This is a genomic window from Comamonas sp. GW821-FHT11H03 (assembly GCF_058807955.1).
Genome location: NZ_JBXARF010000002.1, coordinates 186,705 through 204,970, shown reverse-complemented (window position 1 = coordinate 204,970; position 18,266 = coordinate 186,705). Strand labels below are relative to the sequence as shown.

Here is an 18,266-nt window from a genome sequence, read left to right as displayed (position 1 = left end):
TCCTTCCCGAACACAACCCCTATTCATAGCTGCCAGCGATTGATTGATAAACGCTGGCAGAACATTTGAACCCCATTCTTTAGGAGCCAAAAATGGCAGCAAAAGACGTAGTTTTCGGCGGTGAAGCACGTGCACGCATGGTTGAAGGCGTGAACATTCTGGCTAACGCAGTCAAGGTTACCCTGGGCCCCAAGGGTCGCAACGTGGTGCTGGAGCGCTCCTTCGGCGCCCCCACCGTGACCAAGGACGGCGTGTCCGTAGCCAAGGAAATCGAACTCAAGGACAAGCTGCAGAACATGGGCGCCCAGCTCGTGAAGGAAGTGGCCTCCAAGACCAACGACATCGCTGGTGACGGCACGACCACCGCTACCGTGCTGGCCCAGGCCATCGTGCGCGAAGGCTCCAAGTACGTGGCTTCCGGCCTGAACCCCATGGATCTGAAGCGCGGCATCGACAAGGCTGTCGCCGCCCTGGTGGAAGAGCTGAAGAAGCAATCCAAGGCCACCACCACCTCCAAGGAAATCGCTCAAGTCGGCTCGATCTCCGCCAACTCCGACGAATCCGTGGGCAAGATCATTGCCGACGCGATGGACAAGGTCGGCAAGGAAGGCGTGATCACCGTTGAAGAAGGCAAGTCGCTGGACAACGAACTCGACGTTGTCGAAGGCATGCAGTTCGACCGCGGTTACCTGTCGCCCTACTTCATCAACAACCCCGAAAAGCAAGCCGCTGTTCTGGACAACCCCTTCGTGCTGCTGTTCGACAAGAAGATCAGCAACATCCGTGACCTGCTGCCCACACTGGAAGCTGTGGCCAAGGCCGGCCGTCCTCTGCTGATCATTGCCGAAGACGTCGAAGGCGAAGCCCTGGCGACTCTGGTGGTCAACACCATCCGCGGCATCCTGAAGGTTGTGGCCGTGAAGGCACCTGGCTTCGGCGACCGCCGCAAGGCCATGCTGGAAGACATCGCCATCCTGACTGGTGGCAAGGTCATCGCTGAAGAAGTGGGCCTGTCGCTGGAAAAGGTGACCCTGGAAGACCTGGGCCAAGCCCAACGCGTCGAAATCGGCAAGGAAAACACCACCATCATCGACGGTGCTGGCCAAGCTGCTGAAATCGAAGCCCGCGTCAAGCAAATCCGCGCCCAGATCGAAGAAGCGACCAGCGACTATGACCGTGAAAAGCTGCAAGAGCGCGTGGCCAAGCTGGCCGGCGGTGTTGCCGTGATCAAGGTTGGCGCGGCCACCGAAGTCGAAATGAAGGAAAAGAAGGCCCGCGTGGAAGACGCCCTGCACGCTACCCGCGCTGCTGTGGAAGAAGGCATCGTGGCCGGCGGTGGCGTGGCCCTGCTGCGCGCCAAGCAAGCCGTTGGCGCCCTGGCTACCGGCAATGCCGAACAAGACGCCGGCATCAAGCTGGTGCTCAAGGCTATCGAAGCCCCTCTGCGCGAAATCGTGGCCAACGCCGGTGGCGAGCCCTCGGTGGTCGTGAACGCCGTGCTGAACGGCTCCGGCAACTACGGCTTCAATGCTGCCAACGACACCTACGGCGACATGCTGGAAATGGGCATTCTGGACCCCACCAAGGTGACTCGCACTGCTCTGCAGAACGCCGCTTCCGTGGCTTCCCTGCTGCTGACCACCGAGTGCATGATCGCCGAAGCCCCCAAGGCTGACGCAGGTCCTGCCATGCCCGACATGGGTGGCATGGGCGGCATGGGCGGCATGGGCATGTAATTGCTCTGCTGCTACCGGGTGGTCTTCACCATCCGGTTATGCACAAAAGGAAAAGGCCGCATCTGCGGCCTTTTCCTTTTGCGTCGCGCTTCACGAGCTGCTCGGCTCCGAGAACAAAAAAGCCAGCCAATATCGGCTGGCTTTTTTACCCAGGGATTGGCCTCAGAAGCGATGACGCAGACCGATGGTGATGCCGGTACGCTTTTTCGCGCCATTGGCATCAAGCATCACGCCCGCACCGCCCTTGGTCTTGGTGTGGTCCACCGCGAAATAGGCATCGGTACGCTTGGAGAAGGCATAGTCGGCCACGGCAACGATAAAGTCAGCCTTGCCGTTGAAGGCGCCAGTCGCCGATCCCGATTGCTTGGCATGGTAGTAATGCAGGCCTGCATTGAGCTGCGGCGTGACCTGATAGCCAAAGCCCACCTTGAACATCTCACGCTTGTTGGCAAAGTTGCCAGGGGCATTGCCCGCGATAAAGCCACCATTGGACGAACCTGTCCAATATGCGTTGAGCAAGCCAGCATCAAAAATCGCACCCGCGCCCGCAGCCCCCAGACTATCCTTGACCTTGTTCTGGCCGTAGCCTGCCATCAGATAAAGAGGCCCGGTGCGATAGGAACCACCCAGTGTCCAGGCATCCACATCGGTGCCGGCCGGCAAGGTCGAGCGCTGGAAAGCGCCCCCCACAGAAATGCCGTTGGCAGAATAGCGCAGATAGCCGCCTGCGGTTTTCAACGCCAAACCACCTGGCGTCATATCAATACTGCCGCCTTTCTTGGCAAAGGTATTTCCTTCGTCAAAAGAATACTGCAGCCCTGCACGAACCGGCCCGAACTCGGCAACGTACTTGAGCATATTGTTTGCACGCGCCCCCAGAGACATGCCGATTTCAGGCTTGTAGGCATCCATATAAGGCGAATATGGGAACGATGCATAGGTGGAGGTCACCAGATCAAACAGCACGTTGTATTGGCGCCCCATGGTCACCTGACCGAAACTGGTGCTGCGCAAGCCTACCCAGGACTGCGCAAAGTAAGGCTGAGCGGTGCTGGGCGTACCCGAATCCGTCCAGAAACGATTTTCCAGATTGGCAATCGCCGACAAGCCGCCACCCAGATCTTCCTTGATATTGATACCCCAGCGGCTCTCGGACATGCCGCCGCCGATCATTTTGGTCAGACCGCTTTTATTCGCTCCCTCATTATTCGTATGGCGAATTGCTGCATCCACAATGCCATATAGCTGAACGCTGCTTTGTGCATATGCCAGAGTTCCCAAGGTTCCCAGCACAGCCAAGGCCAATGTTTTTTTCACAAATGAAGCTGCCATTGTGTTGCCTCTCTCTTAATTCAATTCGCAAACAGTTGGTGGAAAATTCATTCTAGAAATGCTTTCCTCAACCGCGCGCGCATTGGCACAAGCACAACACAGGCCTTTCCCTTTGGGGACAAACCTCTCAGCAAACACCCTTTCAGGTTTAACCCCAGAAACAAAAAAGGCCTGTCTTTCGACAGGCCTTTTGGCTTTTAAGCAGTTACTGGCTTACACCAGCAATTGATTAGAAAGCGTGGCGGATACCAACTTGCACGCCGTTGCTAGCCTTGCCAGCGCCGACATTGTAGGAACCCACATTGGAAGTGTTCAGAGTCATCTGACGATCAGACTTGTTCTTCAGGTAGGAGTAGTAACCGTACACAGCAGTGCGCTTGGACAGGTTGTGCTCATAGCCCAGGCTCAGTTGGTGAGCCTTGCCAGTGTTAGCAGCAGTGTCGTTCTTGGCGTTGTACAGAGCGTACTGAGCCTTCACAACACCCACGCCACCCACGGGAGCGGACACGCCCAGAGCGTAGCTGGTTTGCTTGGTGTTAACGCCAGCGTCCTTTTCCTTGGCTTGCAGCACCAGGCCGTTCACCTTGGCCACGCCGAAGTCATAGGAAGCGCCCAGGCCGTATGTATCCAGCTTGGCTGCGTTAGCGAAACCGGCAACGGCTTCGTTGGCGTTGTTCTTGCGGTCAGCGCCCACAGTCACGCTCAGGGGACCGTTGTTGTAAGCAGCAAAGCCGCCGAAATAACGACCGGTCTTGCTGCTACCAGCAACTTCACCGAAAGCATAGTCCACGCCAGCTGTGAAGCCGTTGAAGTTAGGCGTGAAGTAGGCAATCATGTTGTTTTGACGGATGCCATTGCCGGTGGTGGAGTTCCAGCCGCGGAAACCGCCCATGCCGATCACGCTGAAGTTGGAGTAAGCCGACAGCTTGTTGTAAGCAGCGGTTTCGTCACGACCCAGACGCACTTCACCGAAGTTGCCCATCAGGCTCACGGTGGAACGGCGAGCAAATTCAAAGCCCGAACCGGAAGCGCCAGCAGCCTTGCCGTCGCCAGCGTCAGCATTGAAGCCACCTTCCAGCCAGAAGCCAGCCTTCAGGCCACCACCCAGGTCTTCCACGCCGCGGAAGCCCAGACGAGAAGAAGACATGTTGCCAGTGGACAGACCGTAGTTGGAATTGCCGCCGCTGCCCTTGATGTAGGACACGCCGGTGTCAACCACGCCGAACATTGTCACGGAAGATTGAGCCATTGCGGCGCCGGAAGCGGCCAGCACTGCCAGGGCGATCAGAGATTTTTTCATTACGAGTTACTCCAAGGTTTAGAAGGGCGCCGGTTCTATGGGAGAGAGACTTGAGCCTCGAGCTCCACCGGTTTCCCGCGCCAACCTCCTGGTGGGGAAGTTGGGTCTATTGCACCAGACCACCGAGCCCAGCGCAAAGGAATTCACCCAAAACTGCTCGATTCGGCGCGTTTTCGTTGCACCACCGCAACAAACACCAAGCCGCACTAACGGGCACACCCTTAAGGGTTTCGGCCTAGCATTGCCCCAGCGCAAGTTGCGGATGAGCCACTCTGGTGTACCTTATGTGCATTGACGCCACACAGGCGCCGCACTGAGTTCTTTTTAGCCATGGACAAGTTTCTGACCGCTGCCGATGCAGCTCTTCGCACTCTGTTTGCCGACCCGGTGGCCGCAGAGCGTTCGCCCGCTACAGGAATTGCCGAAGCCGATTTGAGCGATGAGCAACGCAGGCTCTCCGCAGCCTTGATGCGCGTCAATCATGTGGGAGAGGTCTGCGCCCAGGCGCTGTACAACGCCCAGGCCATGGTCACCAAGGACATGGAACTGCGCGAGCATCTGCTGCATGCCGCTCGCGAGGAAATGGACCACCTGGCCTGGACCCGCGAACGCCTGCATGCCTTGGGTGGCAGGCCTTCGCTGCTGAACCCGCTGTGGTTTGCGGGCGCTTTTGCGATTGGCACGATTGCCGCCAAGATCAGCGATGCCACCAGTCTGGGTTTTGTGGTCGAGACCGAAAACCAGGTCTCCGCCCACCTGGGAAGCCATCTGGGCCGCCTGCCCGAGGAGGACGAGGCTTCGCGTGCCGTGGTCGAGCGCATGAAGGATGACGAGGAACGTCATGCCGCTGCAGCGATCGACGAAGGTGCGATGCAACTGCCCCCGATTGCCCAGGGGCTGATGCGCGTGGCGGCCAAGGTCATGACCATTACAGCGCATCGCATCTGATTAGCGCCTGTTCAACAAAAACGGGCCGCTGAGGCCCGCTTTTCGATCGCACGTCCAGCTCAAGCTCAGGCTTCAACGATGTCAAAGCCGGTAGTGATTTCGGCCGTTTTGCCCAGCATGATGGTGGCCGAGCAGTATTTGTCGTGGCTCATGGCGATGGCCCGCTCGACGGCACCGGTGGGCAGATTCTTGCCACTGACCGTGAACTGCATGTGGATCTTGGTGAACACCTTGGGGTCGGCATCAGCGCGCTCGGAGCTCAGTTGCACACTGCAGCCCCTCACATCGTGGCGACCACGCTTGAGGATGAGCACCACGTCGTAGGCCGTGCAGCCGCCGGCACCAGCCAGCAGCATCTCCATGGGGCGCGGCGCCTGGTTGCGACCGCCGTTGGCCGGGTTCTTCTCGTCCGGCGCGCCATCCATATTGACCACATGGCCGCTGCCGGTCTCTGCCACAAAACCCATGCCCGAGCGCGTGCCGGTGGCCGCGCCTGTCCAACTAACCGTGCATTCCATTGTCTTTCCTCTCGAAACTGTTGCAATTTTGCATCAAATACACAAAAACCCGAATCTTTTGATGTACAGAAAACACAAGCCTCATACAATACAACTCAAGCGTTACCTGTGAGGTCAAACCCGCAGGCAGACTGCAGATTACTGGTTAACACCGATCTGTATCGCACCATTTGTCTCCTCCACCTCCTCTAATGGTGGATTCAGCCCCTAGCTCTTGAGCTAGGGGCTTTTTTTCGTGCCTGCTCATCGTGCTTCTCAGAGCAGCAGCATGCACCTCTTGAGCGAGTACTGCAGCGCAGCAAGCAAGCGCCTATCATGGTCGGCTTCCATGCACCCGGCAGGCTGATTGCCCTGGCTCTGGTGCTCTGCTTTCGATTTGCACCATGACTCAAGCCCTGACCCCTGCCGATTATCTGACTCGCATCCTCAATGCACGCGTCTATGACGTGGCCGTGGAGTCGGATCTGGACATTGCCAAGAACCTCAGCCGTCGCCTGCACAACAAAGTGCTTCTGAAGCGCGAGGATCAGCAGCCCGTGTTCAGCTTCAAATTGCGCGGCGCCTATAACAAGATGGCCAATCTGACGGCCGAGCAGCTTCAAAAGGGCGTGATCTGCGCCAGCGCGGGCAACCACGCCCAGGGCACGGCCATGAGCGCCAAGAAGCTGGGCTGCCGCGCCGTGATCGTGATGCCCACCACTACGCCCCAGGTGAAGATCGATGCCGTGATCGCGCTGGGCGGCGAGGCGGTACTGGCCGGAGAGAGTTACTCGGACGCCTACAAGCACGCCGTCAAGCTGCAAAAGTCCGAGGGCCTGACCTTTGTCCACCCCTTTGACGACCCCGATGTGATTGCCGGCCAGGGCACCATCGCCATGGAGCTGCTGCGCCAGCTGCAAAAACTGGGCAGCCAGCGTCTGGATGCCATCTTCGTGCCCATCGGCGGCGGCGGCCTGATTGCCGGCATTGCCAACTACATCAAGGCCGTGCGCCCTGAGGTGAAGGTGATCGGCGTGCATACCAAGGACTCGAACGCCATGATGCAGTCCGTGCAGGCGGGCGAGCGTGTGGAGCTGGCCGATGTGGGTCTGTTCGCCGACGGCACGGCCGTGAAGCTGGTGGGGGCGGAAACCTTCCGTGTCACCCAGGGCCTGGTGGACGACTATGTGACCGTGGACACCGATGCCGTCTGCGCCGCCATCAAGGACATCTTTACCGACACCCGCTCCATCGTCGAGCCATCGGGCGCCCTGGGCGTTGCGGCCATCAAGCAGTACGTGGCCAGGCACAAGACCAAGGGCGAGACCTATGCCGCCATACTGAGCGGCGCCAATATGAACTTCGACCGCCTGCGCTTTGTGGCCGAGCGCGCCGAGGTCGGCGAGGAGCGCGAAGCCCTGTTCGCCGTCACCATCCCCGAGGAACGCGGCAGCTTCAAGCATTTTTGCGAGGTGGTGGGCAAGCTGCCCGGCGGCCCGCGCAGCGTGACCGAGTTCAACTACCGCATCAGCCACGACAGCAAGGCCCATGTGTTTGTGGGCCTGACCACGCCGACCAAGGGCGAGAGCGAGAAGATCTGCAAGAACTTCCAGAAGAACGGCTTCGAGGCGCTGGATCTGACCTTTGACGAGATGGCCAAGGAGCATCTGCGCCATATGGTGGGCGGCCACTCGCCGCTGGCCCAGGAAGAGCGCCTGCTGCGCTTTGTCTTCCCCGAGCGTCCCGGCGCGCTGTTCAAGTTCCTGAGCCTGATGGCGCCGACCTGGAATATCTCGCTGTTTCACTACCGCAACCAGGGCGCCGACTACGGCCGCATTCTGGTGGGCATGCAGGTGCCGGCCAAGGACCACAAGAAGTTCGACAGCTTCCTCAAGAACCTCGGCTATCCCTGGGTGGAGGAAACCGGTAATCCTGCCTACCAACTGTTCTTGAAGTAATAAAAACAGGAGCTGCAACCGCTCTTCCTGTATTGATTTCAGATAGAAAATACCCTGAAATCAAGGAGCACAAAGCGCAACCAGCTCCTTTTTTATTCACAACACCATGCAAGCCCTGCGCCACTATCTGCTGGCCGTCCAGTTCTTCAGCCGCATCCCCGTGGCCGGGCGTCTGGCGGCCTGGGTGGGCTGGAGCCCGGAGATGCAGCGTGCCAGCGCCGCGCATCTGCCGGGCGTGGGATGGCTGGTGGGTCTATGGGCAGCACTGCTGCTGGCAGCACTGCTCTGGCTGCTGCCGGCAAGCCCCTGGTCGCCGCTGGCGGCCGCGCTCATCAGCACCGCCGGCACCCTGTGGCTGACCGGCGGTTTTCATGAGGACGGCCTGGCCGATGTCGCCGACGGGCTGGGCGGCCTGGTGCCAGCCGAGCGTGCGCTGGAGATCATGAAGGACTCGCGCATCGGCGCCTATGGCGTGATGGCGCTGCTCTTGGCCCTGCTCACCAAGGTCGTGCTGATCGCCCTACTGCTGTCCGTCATGCAGCCGTTGTGGGGGCCGACTCCGGTGCTCATCCTCGTGTGCTGCATTCATGTGCTGTCACGCTTTGCGCCGCTGGTGCTGATGCGCAGCCTGCCTCATATCGGTCTGGCCGCGAGTAGCAAGACCCTGCATATCGCGGGCCGGCAACTGGGCTGGCAAGGCCTGCTGACCGGCGGCCTCTGGTGCCTGCCGGCACTGGGCCTGCTGGGCTGGCTCGGCGTCTGGAGCTTTGTGCCCAGCCTGCTGTCGGCCATGCTGGTCACCACCTGGCTGCTGCGGCGCTGGCTGCTGCAGCGTCTGGGCGGCATGACGGGCGACTGCCTGGGCGCCTGCCAGCAGCTCAATGAACTGGCGCTGCTGCTGACCAGCTGCATCTATCTGCGCCAGTTGCTTTAGAACGTATTTACGATCTCCTCGCGCCGCGACAGAGGCTTTGCGGGATAGGATGCTAGGCGCGATACCGCAGCAATAGCCGTGCTATTGCGAGGATTCGCAACGCCGCAGACCGCCCGCAAAGCCCCTGTCCCGAAGGGTTGGAGCGAAATCGGGCGATTTCTGCGCGCTGTCTCTTGCTTGCACCCCGGTGCAAGCAGCGAGTCATCGCTTCGAACTCATCCCGATTGCGCTCCAACGCGGCTGCGTAGAGATCGCAAACAAGTTCTGAGGCATGAAAACACTATGGCTGGTGCGCCACGCACGCCCCTTGATCGATACCGAGCGCTGTTACGGCCGCCTCGATATCGCCGCCGATGCAGAAGCCACCCGGCAAGCCGCACAGGACTTGCGGCAATCTTTGCAGCCCCTGCATGGCCAGTTGCAGATCCGGCATTCGCCGCTGCAACGCTGCAGACAGCTGGCACTTTACCTTCAGACGCTGGAGCCGGATTTCGTCTCCATCCCCGACGGCCGTTTGCTGGAGATGGATTTCGGCCATTGGGAAGGCCTGCGCTGGAATGACATCGGCGAAGCTGCCATCGGTGCCTGGGCGCACGATCTGGCGCTGCATGCGCCCGGCGACGGCGAATCCCTGGCACAGATGCTGCAGCGCGTCCACGAGGCGCTGCAGGACGCGCTCAGCAGCAACAGCGAGCATATGGTGTGGATCTGCCACGCAGGCGTGGCGCGCTGCGCGCAGTGGCTGCTGCAGCATGGCCACCGGCTGCCGCAAAGCCATGAGTGGACCTTGCCGGCGCCCGCCTACGGGCAGTGGCTGCGGCTCGAACTCAGTTGAATGCCGCGATGGGCGGCCTGGGCAATTGCAGCACCGTGCTGGCAGGCCCGTTGGCAGGGCCCAGTCGCGCTTCGCGTGCCGCCAGAGATTGCAAAATCACGCCCTCCTCCACGGCCTCGCCCACACGCACGGCCTTGCTGCCCTTGCCTTCCACGGCAATCACGGCGGCGCCGCCACCTGTTTCGCGCCCTGCCAGCACCCCCAGCAGCGCATAGCGACTGGCCACTGGCGCGGCCACGGCGGCGACAGGCGCTGCGACCGCCCCCAAAGCCTTGGCCATGGCCTGGGCATTGGCCTGTACCGGCTGCGCAGGTACGACCGAGGGCAACTGCTCGCTGGCGCTGCCGACGAAGCGCAGTGTCCAGAACACCACCACCGCAGCGGCCATCGCCCACAGCAGCAGGGTAGTGAGTTTGACCGTCATGGAAAGGCCCTGACCGGTATTGAAAGATTGCAGTCGCATTCGACGATTATGATGGTGCAATACTGCATTTTTCCTACAGTTTCCAATGAGCACCAACTGCCGTCATCCGATGTCTGCTATTCGCCACGCCGCATCACGCGGCTTTACCCTGATCGAATTGATGGTGGTGCTGGTCATCATTGGCGTGCTGGCAGCGCTTATCGTGCCCAATGTGCTGGACCGCGCCGACGATGCGCGCGTGACCGCAGCCAAGACCGATATCGCCAATATCAACCAGGCGCTCAAGCTCTACCGCCTCGACAACCAGCGCTATCCAACGGCCGAACAGGGCCTGCAGGCGCTGGTAGCCAAACCAACCACCGGCCCCGCTCCACAGAACTGGAAGCCCTACCTGGAAAAGCTGCCCAATGACCCCTGGGGCAATCCTTATCAATACCTGAACCCAGGCGTGAAGGGCCCCATCGACATCATGTCCTTTGGCGCTGACGGCAAGGCCGGCGGCGAAGGCAAGGATGCGGATATTGGTTCCTGGCAATGAGCGTTAAGGCCCCCACGCTCCCTCACTGCGTGTGGTCGCTGCCCCCCGAGGGGGATCCGACCGGCATTCGCCGACTTTTGCCTTGGGGCGGCCCGGCGGCAAAACCCGCCCACCACTTAGCCAGTTGCGCCATCAACGCATAACTGCATAGTCAGGTACCTCTCATGCGTCGCCTCACACATGCTGGCTTTACCTTGCTGGAGTTGCTGGTGGTGATTTCCATCATGGCGCTGGCAACGGCCGGCGTGAGCCTGGCTATCCGCGACAGCGGCGAGCAGCAGCTCGAGCGCGAAGCCCAGCGCCTGGCCACGCTGCTGGAATCGGCACGCGCCCAGGCCCGCACCAACGGCACCCTGGTGATCTGGCGTCCCATGCCGCAAGGCTTTCGCTTCGAAGGCCTGCCACCCAACGTCAAAATGCCCACGCAATGGCTGCAGACTCCAGTGCTGGTGCAGCCCAATACGCCCGTGGTGCTGGGGCCGGAGCCACTGATTCCAAGGCAGAGCATTACGCTGTCGCTGCCCGGCAGCAACTCGGCACCGCTGCGGCTGGCCACCGACGGGCTGCGTCCGTTCAGCATTCAAAGCCAGCAGGTGACGCCATGAAGCCCGCCCTGCTGCAGCGCGGCTTCACGCTGATCGAGGTGCTGGTCGCGGTAGGTATCGTCGGCGTCACCCTGCTGGCCGGCCTTCAGGCCAGCAGCGCCCTGACGCGCAATGCCCAGCGCCAGTCCGACGTCATTCTGGCCCAGCTCTGCGCGCAAAACGAGCTGGTGCGACTGCGCCTGTTCAATCAGATGCCTGCCGTCGGCGACACCACCATCCAGTGCCAGCAGGCCGGCAGACAGATGCAGGTACAGCTCAGCGTGCGCCCTACGCCCAACCCCAGCTTCAGACGCGTGGATGCCCAGGTGTTTTCCGAAGCGGCTGCGGTGCTGCGCGTCTCCACCATCGTCGGCCGCTACTGAGTCATGAGCAGCATGCGCAACAGAAACAATGGCTTCACGCTGATCGAGCTGCTGGTGGCCCTGGCCGCCATGGCCTTGCTGTCCATCATGAGCTGGCGCGGCATCGACGGCATGCTGCGCGCGCAGGAGGTGACGCGCGAGCAGGGCGAGCAGCACGCCGTCATGCAGACCGTGCTGGCCCAGTGGAATGCCGACCTCAACGCACTGATGCCGCTGCAGGGCCGCCAGGTGCTCGACTGGGACGGCCAGGTGCTGCGCCTGACGCGCAAGACCAGTGCCGCCGTCGACAACGGGGCGCTCATCGTGGCCTGGAGCCGTCGCAATGTGGACGGCCGGTCTCAATGGGTGCGCTGGCAATCGCTGCCCGCACGCACGGTCAGCGAATGGAACGATGCCTGGAACCAGGCGGCCCAATGGGGCCGCAATCCCTCCAGCGATCAGATGCGCCGCGAAACCGTGCTGATACCTCTGGACCTCTGGCGTGTCTACTACTACCGCAGCAACGCCTGGACCAACCCGCAGTCCAGCGATCAGGGCAACGATGACGGCAGCAGCGTCGGCAGCGATGGCAATCCCGTGCTGCCCAATGTGCCCGACGGCATCCGCATCGAGCTGACACTGCCCCCAGGCCGCGCGCTCAACGGCGTGATGACGGTGGACTGGGTCAACCCGCTGCGCTCGAACTCTAGATCATGAAATCCCCCCTGCGTCGCTTAGCGCCTTCCCCCCAGGGGAACAACCCCATCGCTGCGGGGCGGCCCTTGCTCGGGGTTTCGGGCTTGGGGCGCGCCAGTTTCAGACGCGCGCGCCAGCGCGGTGCGGCGCTGCTGGCGGCCATGCTGACGGTGGTGCTGGTTGCCAGCCTGGCCTCGGCCGCTCTCTGGCAGCAATGGCGCGATGTGGAAATCGAGACCGCCGAACGCAATAGAGTTCAGGCCAACTGGTTGCTGCTGGGCGCGCTGGACTGGTCGCGCGTGGTGCTGCAGGAGGACTCGCGCGCCAACCGCAGCAACCCCGTCGACCATCTGGGCGAGCCCTGGGCGGTGCCGCTGAAGGAGGCTCGCCTGTCCACATTCCTGGCCGCCAAGAACAATGTCAGCCAGGTCGATGACGGCCTTGCCGACATGCAGGACGCTTTTCTCTCGGGCGAGATCGTGGATCTGCAGTCGCGCCTGAATCTGCGCAATCTGCTCAGCGGGGCCGATTCGAGCGTGAAGGAGGAAGACCTCAGGCCTTTTCAGCGTCTGTTCGAGCGCCTGGGCCTGCCCGGCAGCTCCGTCATGCAGATCGCCACGGCCTTGCAGCAAGCCATGCGCGGCAAGAGCCAGACTGCGGCGCTGATGCCCCGCACCGTCGGGCAACTGGGCTGGCTGGGCGTCGATCCTCGTCTCATCGCGCGCATCGAACCCTATGTCTCGCTGCTGCCCGAGCGCACCACGGTCAATCTCAACACGGCCAGCGCCGAGGTCATCTGGGCCAGCACCGATGATCTGGACTGGGCTCGCGCCAACCAGCTGGTGCAGTTGCGCGATGTCTCGCCTTTCAAGTCCCTGAATGCAGCGGCTGCGGCCATAGGTCTGAGCGGCGTCTTCAACAGTGCCACGCACTCCGTGACCACCAGCTATTTCGAAGCCCGCGGTCGCCTGCGTCTCGGGGACAACGTCTTGAGCCAGCGCTCATTGATTCAGCGCAGGAACATGAACGTGACTACCCTGTGGCAGGAGCATGCCGACTGGGGTATGCCCGCAGTTGCCAGACCCTGACACCCTGATGTCACATTGCCCCCATAGAATGCTGCATCTTCCCTCATGAGCACATTGCTAATACAGCTGTCGGCGAAGCCCGCCAACTCCGCCACGGAATACTTCTACGTCCTCAGCGACGATGGCCAAAGCATTCAGCGCAGCGGCCAGGCTGCGGTGTCGCTGCTGCCGGCCACCAGCCGCACGACCCAGGTCTCGGCCGTCATCCCTGCCGCTCAGCTGTCCTGGCATGCCGTCACCCTGCCTTTGGGACTGAATGTGCAAAGCCGGCGCCAGCAGCGTCTTCGCGCCGTGCTCGATGGTTTGCTGGAAGAAAAGCTGCTCGATGAGCCGGCCAGCATGCATCTGGCGCTGGACGCAGGCTCGGCAGCAGGCCAGACCTGCTGGGTAGCGGCCTGCGACAAGAGCTGGCTGCAATCCCATCTGCAGGCACTGGAGCAGCATGGTCATGCCGCCAGCCGCCTGCTGCCCGAGCAATGGCCCAACAGCGCGGCCCAGCTGCTTTTGTCGGGCGACAGCACCCAACCCCAGCTGAGCGCCACCGGACTGGATGCACAGGCATGCCTCGTCGTCCTGCCCCTAAATGCGGATGCCAGCCTGCTGCCGCCACTGCTGGCTCGCCTGCCCGAGGATCTGCCGGTACTGGCCGAACCCCATCTGGCACGCAGCGCGGAAGCGCTGCAGCGCCCGGTCACCATCTTCACGGCTGCCCAGCGACTGCTGCAAAGCCATGGCTACGCAGGCGACCTGGCCCAGTTCGATCTGGATCTGGGCGGCAGCACCCGCGCCAAGCGCCGCCTGCTCGATGCCTGGCATGGTTTTGCCAAGGCCCCGCAATGGCGTGCTGCGCGCTGGGCGGCAGGCATTGCCATCGTTGCCCAGCTGGCCGGACTCAACGCCTGGGCCTTCAGGGAAAACCGTGCCATCGAACTGCGCCAGCAGCAGGCCAAGCAGGTACTTCAGAGCACCTTCCCACACGTGCCCGTCATCATCGATGCTCCGGTACAGATGCAACGCGAACTGGACCTGCTGCGCAGCAACTCCGGCGCCCTGTCCGCCAGCGACCTAGAGGCCCTGCTGGCCGCCAGCGCCGGCATTCAGGGCGTGCAAGATGCCAGGAGCCTGCAATACCAGGACAAGCAGCTGCGCATCTCGGGCCTGGACCTGAGCCCCGAAGCACTGGGCGACGCGCAGCAAAGTCTGCAGGCCAACGGCTATGTGCTGCAACGCGAAGGAACAGAACTGGTGCTGAGTGCAAAGGCTAGGCCATGAAGCAGAAAAACACCTTGAAAACCGCACTGGCTCCGCTGGGCCAGCGCTGGAGCGCCCTGGCCCCGCGCGAACAGAATCTATTGCTGCTCGCCGCCAGTGTCGTGCTGCTGGCCCTGCTCTGGTGGCTGGCGCTGGCGCCGGCCCTGCACAGCCTGCGCACGGCCCCCGCGCGCCATGCGGCCGCGGAGCTTGAGCTGCAGAACATGCTGCAGATGCAGGCCCAGGCCGAGTTGCTGCGTCAGCAGCCGCAGGGCAATAGCGCCGATGCACGCACACAGCTGGAGCAGTCGCTCAAGACCGAACTCGGCAGCAGCGCCCAGCTGCAGTGGCTGGGCAACCGCGCCCAGATCAGCCTGACCCAGACCGCCGCACCGGCACTGGCCCGCTGGCTGGCTCAGGTGCGCGACAACAGCCACGCTTCGGTGGCCGAGATGAAGCTCAACCGCATCCTCGGCGAAGCCGCCGATGGCGCGGCCATCACCCGCTGGAGCGGCAATCTGCTGCTCGAGCTGCCCGGCAACGCGGGCGCACCGAACTGAGTCCAGGCCATGAACCTGTCCCGGTCACGCCCCGCCATCCCAGCCCTGCGCAGACCGCGCGAGGCGGGCGATCCGCGTTCGCCGCGCCGCTGGGCCGTGGGCGGTGCCTTGCTGGGCGCTGTGCTGGCGGTGCTGATCCAGGCCCCTGCGGCCTGGCTGGCTGCCGGCGTGCAATCGGTCAGCGCCAACCAGGTACTGCTGCAGGAGCCGCGCGGCACGCTCTGGCGTGGCTCGGCCCGACTGGTGCTTACGGGCGGCAAGGACAGCCAGGACCAGAGCAGCTTGCCCACGCGTCTGAACTGGACACTGCGCCCCAGCCTGAGCGGTGCCAGCATCAGCCTGCAAAGCGATTGCTGCACCAGCACCCCGATGCTGGCGCAGTTGCAGCCGGGCTGGAACGCCATGACGGTACGCTTCAAGGACAGCGTGCTGCAACTGCCCGCCGACATGCTGGCCGGCCTTGGCACGCCCTGGAACACCGTGGCCCTGCAGGGCCAGTTGCGCCTGTCCACGGTCGCTCTGACACTGCAATATCGCGCCGGCCGGGCCACCAGCCAGGGCCTGACGCGGCTGGAAGCATTGGCCGTATCGTCAAGACTGTCGTCGCTCAAGCCCCTGGGCAGCTACCGCCTCGACATACAGGGCGGAGACAATCCCCAGCTGAATCTGACCACGCTGGGCGGCGACCTGCAGCTCAGCGGCCAGGGCCAATGGGTGGGCTCGCGCCTGCACTTCAGGGGCGAAGCCTCTGCCAGCCCCGAGCGCGAAGCCGCTCTATCGAACTTGCTCAATATCTTGGGGCGCCGCCAGGGTGCGCGCTCCATCATCACCTTTGGTTGACCCATGACTCAGCATTCACGCACCGCCTGGCAAAACACACTGCATTCGATAGCTGTTGCCTCGCTTGCCGTCTGCATTTCAGCGCCCATTCATGCTCAAACCCAGAGTGGACAAGCGAATGCCACTCCTAGTTTGCGACCCGGCGAGCCGGTCACGCTGAACTTCACCAATGCCGATATCGAGGCGGTGTCGCGCGCCATGGCCGCCATCACCAACCGCAACGTGGTGGTGGATCCGCGCGTCAAGGGCCAGATCACGCTGCTGACCGACAAGGCCGTCTCACCGGCCACGGCCTACCAGCAATATCTGGCGGCGCTGCGCATGCAGGGCTTCACTGTGACGGAGTCGGCAGGCCTGTTCAAGGTGATTCCAGAAGCCGATGCCAAGCTGCAGTCCAGCGAAGTCTCCGTGGGACAGGGCGGACGCGCCAGCCAGGGCGGTGGACAGATCGTCACGCAGATCTTCAAGCTCAACTACGAGAACGCCAACAATCTGGTGCCCGTGCTGCGGCCGCTGATCAGCCCCAACAACACCATCAACGTCAACCCCGGCAACAACTCGCTGATCATCACCGACTACGCCGACAATCTGCAGCGCATCTCGCGCATCATCGCCAGCACCGATGTCTCCAACGCCACCGATGTGGAAGTCATCTCGCTGCGCCATGCCGTGGCCGCCGATATGGTAGCCCTGGTCAATCGCCTGATGGAAGGTGGCTCGGCCACCGCCGGCGGCGCGATCCAGGCGGGAGCGGGTGCCGCCACAGGCCAGGCCGACACCAGCTTCCGCACCTCCATACTGGCCGAGCCGCGCAGCAACTCGGTGCTGATCCGCGCCGCCAACCCCGCCAAGCTGTCGCTGATCCGCTCGCTGATCGCGCGTCTGGACCAGCCGGCCATGACGGGCAATGGCGACGACGGCAATATCAATGTGGTGTATCTCAAGAACGCCGACGCGGTGTCCCTGGCCGCCACGCTGCGTGCCGCCATCAACGCCCAGACCAGCGCCAGCACCGCCCTGGGCGGCCAGCCTGGCATGACGGCGGCGGCCGGCTCGACCATCAATGCAGCAAGCTCCCAGCCCATGATCTCGCGCGGCACGGACGGCAGCGCAACCGTCGGCCTGGGCGGCGGCAACAGCGGCCCCAGCTCGCGCTTCGGCACCGCACAGCAACCCTCCACGGGCGGCATGATCCAGGCCGACCCCACGACCAACTCGCTGATCATCACCGCCCCCGGCCCGCTGTACCGTCAGTTGCGCACCGTCATCGACAAGCTCGACGGCCGCCGCGCCCAGGTGCTGATAGAAGCGCTGATTGTCGAAGTCTCCGCCGACAAGGCGGCCCAGTTGGGCGTGCAGTGGAGCTCGGTGATCCGCAACAACGGCCGCGTGCTGGGCGTGCTTGGCAACGGCACCTCCATCAGCGGCATCTCCAACATCTTCGGCCTGTCGGGTGCAGTGGGCAGTCTGGTCAACGGCACGCCCCTGACCGACAGCCAGGCCTCGGCCATCGGCGGCATGAAGGGCATGAACCTGGGCTTCACCCAGAGCGTCAACGGCAACACCAGCCTGGGTGCCCTGGTCAACCTGATGCAGGGCGACGGCGACACCAACATCCTCTCCACACCCAATCTGATGACGCTGGACAACGAGGAGGCCAGCATCATGGTGGGCGAGAACGTCCCCTTCCCCACGGGCTCCTACACCAACACTGCGGGCACCTCGGGCTCGGTCAATCCCTTCACCACCTATGAGCGCAAGGACGTGGGTACGCTGCTCAAGATTCGCCCGCAGATCAACGAGAACGGCACCATCAAGATGGCCGTCTACCAGGAGAACTCGGCAGTCAAGCAGGGAACGGCCAATGCCCAGTCCGGCGCCACCACCACCAAGCGCTCCATCGAGTCGAATGTGCTGGTCGAGGATGGCGCCATCGTGGTGCTGGGCGGCCTGATTGCCGACGAATACAGCCAGAGCCAGGAGCGCGTGCCGCTGCTGGGCGACATTCCCCTGCTGGGCAACCTGTTCCGCAACACCAGCCGCGAGCGCAAGAAAACCAATCTGATGGTGTTTCTGCGCCCCACCGTGCTGCGCGACGCCAACTCCACCAGTCAGCTTTCGCAGGACCGCTATGAGTCCATTCGCGGCATGCAGCAAACCGTGCAGCCTGACCCCAATCTGCTGATGCGCAACGTCAATGCAGCGCCCTTGCTGCCCGCATCCAGCGGTGCTGCGCAGGCAAGCGCGCCCAATGTGGTCATCGTGCCTGGAGCCAAGCCCGAGATCGTGGACTTCACGCGCCCCGGCCAGCCCACGGTGAACGGCCAGCCCGTGACCGTGACGCCTGCAACGCCCGCCACCCTGCCTGCGGGCACCCTGTAAG

Annotated in this window: 18 protein-coding genes; 14 read left to right on the top strand and 4 right to left on the bottom strand. The window is 62.7% G+C overall.

Annotated features, from left to right (window positions below):
• Positions 1-92: 92 nt before the first annotated feature.
• Positions 93-1,736, top strand: a complete 1,644-nt coding sequence (gene groL / locus AC1RTQ_RS05390; protein WP_302092274.1) for a chaperonin GroEL — start codon at positions 93-95, stop codon at positions 1,734-1,736.
• 162 nt (positions 1,737-1,898) lie between these two features.
• Here the strand turns inward: groL and AC1RTQ_RS05385 are convergent, their stop codons facing one another.
• Both AC1RTQ_RS05385 and AC1RTQ_RS05380 read right to left on the bottom strand, forming a co-directional pair.
• Entirely contained in the window at positions 1,899-3,068 is a 1,170-nt protein-coding gene (locus AC1RTQ_RS05385) for a porin (protein WP_492874628.1), read from the bottom strand.
• Between the two features lie 229 nt (positions 3,069-3,297).
• Positions 3,298-4,368 carry a porin gene (locus tag AC1RTQ_RS05380; RefSeq protein ID WP_492874627.1) on the bottom strand — a complete coding sequence of 357 codons (1,071 nt, stop codon included), beginning with the start codon at positions 4,366-4,368 and terminating at the stop codon, positions 3,298-3,300.
• 330 nt (positions 4,369-4,698) lie between these two features.
• On the opposite strand from AC1RTQ_RS05380, the gene coq7 reads away from it, so the two are divergent.
• Positions 4,699-5,316 carry a 2-polyprenyl-3-methyl-6-methoxy-1,4-benzoquinone monooxygenase gene (coq7, locus tag AC1RTQ_RS05375; protein WP_302092276.1) on the top strand — a complete coding sequence of 206 codons (618 nt, stop codon included), beginning with the start codon at positions 4,699-4,701 and terminating at the stop codon, positions 5,314-5,316.
• A gap of 65 nt (positions 5,317-5,381) precedes the next feature.
• Here coq7 and AC1RTQ_RS05370 read toward each other — a convergent pair whose 3' ends face one another.
• Positions 5,382-5,834, bottom strand: a complete 453-nt coding sequence (locus AC1RTQ_RS05370; protein WP_435386791.1) for an OsmC family protein — start codon at positions 5,832-5,834, stop codon at positions 5,382-5,384.
• A gap of 383 nt (positions 5,835-6,217) precedes the next feature.
• Here AC1RTQ_RS05370 and ilvA point away from each other — a divergent pair, with 383 nt between their 5' ends.
• The 3 genes from ilvA to AC1RTQ_RS05355 all read left to right on the top strand — a co-directional run bounded on the left by ilvA (position 6,218) and on the right by AC1RTQ_RS05355 (position 9,540).
• Positions 6,218-7,771, top strand: a complete 1,554-nt coding sequence (gene ilvA / locus AC1RTQ_RS05365; RefSeq protein WP_302092278.1) for a threonine ammonia-lyase, biosynthetic — start codon at positions 6,218-6,220, stop codon at positions 7,769-7,771.
• Between the two features lie 106 nt (positions 7,772-7,877).
• On the top strand, positions 7,878-8,705 hold the full coding sequence (locus tag AC1RTQ_RS05360; protein ID WP_492874626.1) for an adenosylcobinamide-GDP ribazoletransferase: 828 nt from the start codon (positions 7,878-7,880) through the stop codon (positions 8,703-8,705).
• Positions 8,706-8,976: 271 nt separating this feature from the next.
• On the top strand, positions 8,977-9,540 hold the full coding sequence (locus tag AC1RTQ_RS05355) for a histidine phosphatase family protein (RefSeq protein WP_492874625.1): 564 nt from the start codon (positions 8,977-8,979) through the stop codon (positions 9,538-9,540).
• Here the strand turns inward: AC1RTQ_RS05355 and AC1RTQ_RS05350 are convergent.
• On the bottom strand, positions 9,533-10,003 hold the full coding sequence (locus tag AC1RTQ_RS05350) for a type II secretion system protein N (protein WP_492874624.1): 471 nt from the start codon (positions 10,001-10,003) through the stop codon (positions 9,533-9,535). The two genes, AC1RTQ_RS05355 and AC1RTQ_RS05350, sit on opposite strands and share 8 nt — an antisense overlap.
• A 70-nt stretch (positions 10,004-10,073) precedes the next feature.
• On the opposite strand from AC1RTQ_RS05350, the gene gspG reads away from it, so the two are divergent.
• The 9 genes from gspG to gspD all read left to right on the top strand — a co-directional run bounded on the left by gspG (position 10,074) and on the right by gspD (position 18,265).
• Complete coding sequence (gene gspG / locus AC1RTQ_RS05345) at positions 10,074-10,502, top strand: type II secretion system major pseudopilin GspG (protein ID WP_302092282.1); 429 nt, start codon at positions 10,074-10,076, stop codon at positions 10,500-10,502.
• A 164-nt stretch (positions 10,503-10,666) separates the two neighbouring features.
• Complete coding sequence (locus AC1RTQ_RS05340) at positions 10,667-11,107, top strand: prepilin-type N-terminal cleavage/methylation domain-containing protein (RefSeq protein WP_492874623.1); 441 nt, start codon at positions 10,667-10,669, stop codon at positions 11,105-11,107.
• Complete coding sequence (gspI, locus tag AC1RTQ_RS05335) at positions 11,104-11,469, top strand: type II secretion system minor pseudopilin GspI (RefSeq protein ID WP_034357356.1); 366 nt, start codon at positions 11,104-11,106, stop codon at positions 11,467-11,469. Before AC1RTQ_RS05340 ends, gspI begins: the two co-directional genes overlap by 4 nt.
• 3 nt (positions 11,470-11,472) lie before the next feature.
• Positions 11,473-12,165 (top strand): PulJ/GspJ family protein, encoded by a 693-nt coding sequence (locus AC1RTQ_RS05330; RefSeq protein ID WP_492874622.1) that lies wholly within the window; start codon positions 11,473-11,475, stop codon positions 12,163-12,165.
• Positions 12,162-13,232: a type II secretion system minor pseudopilin GspK gene (gene gspK / locus AC1RTQ_RS05325; protein WP_492874621.1), complete on the top strand. Its 1,071-nt coding sequence runs from the start codon at positions 12,162-12,164 to the stop codon at positions 13,230-13,232. The genes AC1RTQ_RS05330 and gspK overlap by 4 nt, the downstream gene beginning before the upstream one ends.
• Before the next feature lie 45 nt (positions 13,233-13,277).
• Positions 13,278-14,504: a type II secretion system protein GspL gene (gspL, locus tag AC1RTQ_RS05320; RefSeq protein ID WP_492874620.1), complete on the top strand. Its 1,227-nt coding sequence runs from the start codon at positions 13,278-13,280 to the stop codon at positions 14,502-14,504.
• The gene (locus AC1RTQ_RS05315) at positions 14,501-15,043 is read left to right on the top strand and encodes a type II secretion system protein M (protein WP_492874619.1); all 543 of its coding nucleotides are present in this window, start codon (positions 14,501-14,503) and stop codon (positions 15,041-15,043) included. Before gspL ends, AC1RTQ_RS05315 begins: the two co-directional genes overlap by 4 nt.
• A gap of 9 nt (positions 15,044-15,052) precedes the next feature.
• Complete coding sequence (gspN, locus tag AC1RTQ_RS05310) at positions 15,053-15,883, top strand: type II secretion system protein N (protein WP_492874618.1); 831 nt, start codon at positions 15,053-15,055, stop codon at positions 15,881-15,883.
• A gap of 3 nt (positions 15,884-15,886) precedes the next feature.
• The gene (gspD, locus tag AC1RTQ_RS05305) at positions 15,887-18,265 is read left to right on the top strand and encodes a type II secretion system secretin GspD (RefSeq protein WP_492874617.1); all 2,379 of its coding nucleotides are present in this window, start codon (positions 15,887-15,889) and stop codon (positions 18,263-18,265) included.
• Position 18,266: the final 1 nt, after the last annotated feature.

Coding starts and splice junctions, on each gene's coding strand:
- ilvA (WP_302092278.1), top strand. CDS start 6,218: ATGACTCAAGCCCTGACCCCTGCCGATTATCTGACTCGCATCCTCAAT.
- gspK (WP_492874621.1), top strand. CDS start 12,162: ATGAAATCCCCCCTGCGTCGCTTAGCGCCTTCCCCCCAGGGGAACAAC.
- AC1RTQ_RS05360 (WP_492874626.1), top strand. CDS start 7,878: ATGCAAGCCCTGCGCCACTATCTGCTGGCCGTCCAGTTCTTCAGCCGC.
- AC1RTQ_RS05355 (WP_492874625.1), top strand. CDS start 8,977: ATGAAAACACTATGGCTGGTGCGCCACGCACGCCCCTTGATCGATACC.
- AC1RTQ_RS05340 (WP_492874623.1), top strand. CDS start 10,667: ATGCGTCGCCTCACACATGCTGGCTTTACCTTGCTGGAGTTGCTGGTG.
- AC1RTQ_RS05370 (WP_435386791.1), bottom strand. CDS start 5,834: ATGGAATGCACGGTTAGTTGGACAGGCGCGGCCACCGGCACGCGCTCG.
- gspG (WP_302092282.1), top strand. CDS start 10,074: ATGTCTGCTATTCGCCACGCCGCATCACGCGGCTTTACCCTGATCGAA.
- gspN (WP_492874618.1), top strand. CDS start 15,053: ATGAACCTGTCCCGGTCACGCCCCGCCATCCCAGCCCTGCGCAGACCG.
- coq7 (WP_302092276.1), top strand. CDS start 4,699: ATGGACAAGTTTCTGACCGCTGCCGATGCAGCTCTTCGCACTCTGTTT.
- AC1RTQ_RS05350 (WP_492874624.1), bottom strand. CDS start 10,003: ATGCGACTGCAATCTTTCAATACCGGTCAGGGCCTTTCCATGACGGTC.
- AC1RTQ_RS05385 (WP_492874628.1), bottom strand. CDS start 3,068: ATGGCAGCTTCATTTGTGAAAAAAACATTGGCCTTGGCTGTGCTGGGA.
- gspD (WP_492874617.1), top strand. CDS start 15,887: ATGACTCAGCATTCACGCACCGCCTGGCAAAACACACTGCATTCGATA.
- gspI (WP_034357356.1), top strand. CDS start 11,104: ATGAAGCCCGCCCTGCTGCAGCGCGGCTTCACGCTGATCGAGGTGCTG.
- AC1RTQ_RS05315 (WP_492874619.1), top strand. CDS start 14,501: ATGAAGCAGAAAAACACCTTGAAAACCGCACTGGCTCCGCTGGGCCAG.
- groL (WP_302092274.1), top strand. CDS start 93: ATGGCAGCAAAAGACGTAGTTTTCGGCGGTGAAGCACGTGCACGCATG.
- gspL (WP_492874620.1), top strand. CDS start 13,278: ATGAGCACATTGCTAATACAGCTGTCGGCGAAGCCCGCCAACTCCGCC.
- AC1RTQ_RS05330 (WP_492874622.1), top strand. CDS start 11,473: ATGAGCAGCATGCGCAACAGAAACAATGGCTTCACGCTGATCGAGCTG.
- AC1RTQ_RS05380 (WP_492874627.1), bottom strand. CDS start 4,368: ATGAAAAAATCTCTGATCGCCCTGGCAGTGCTGGCCGCTTCCGGCGCC.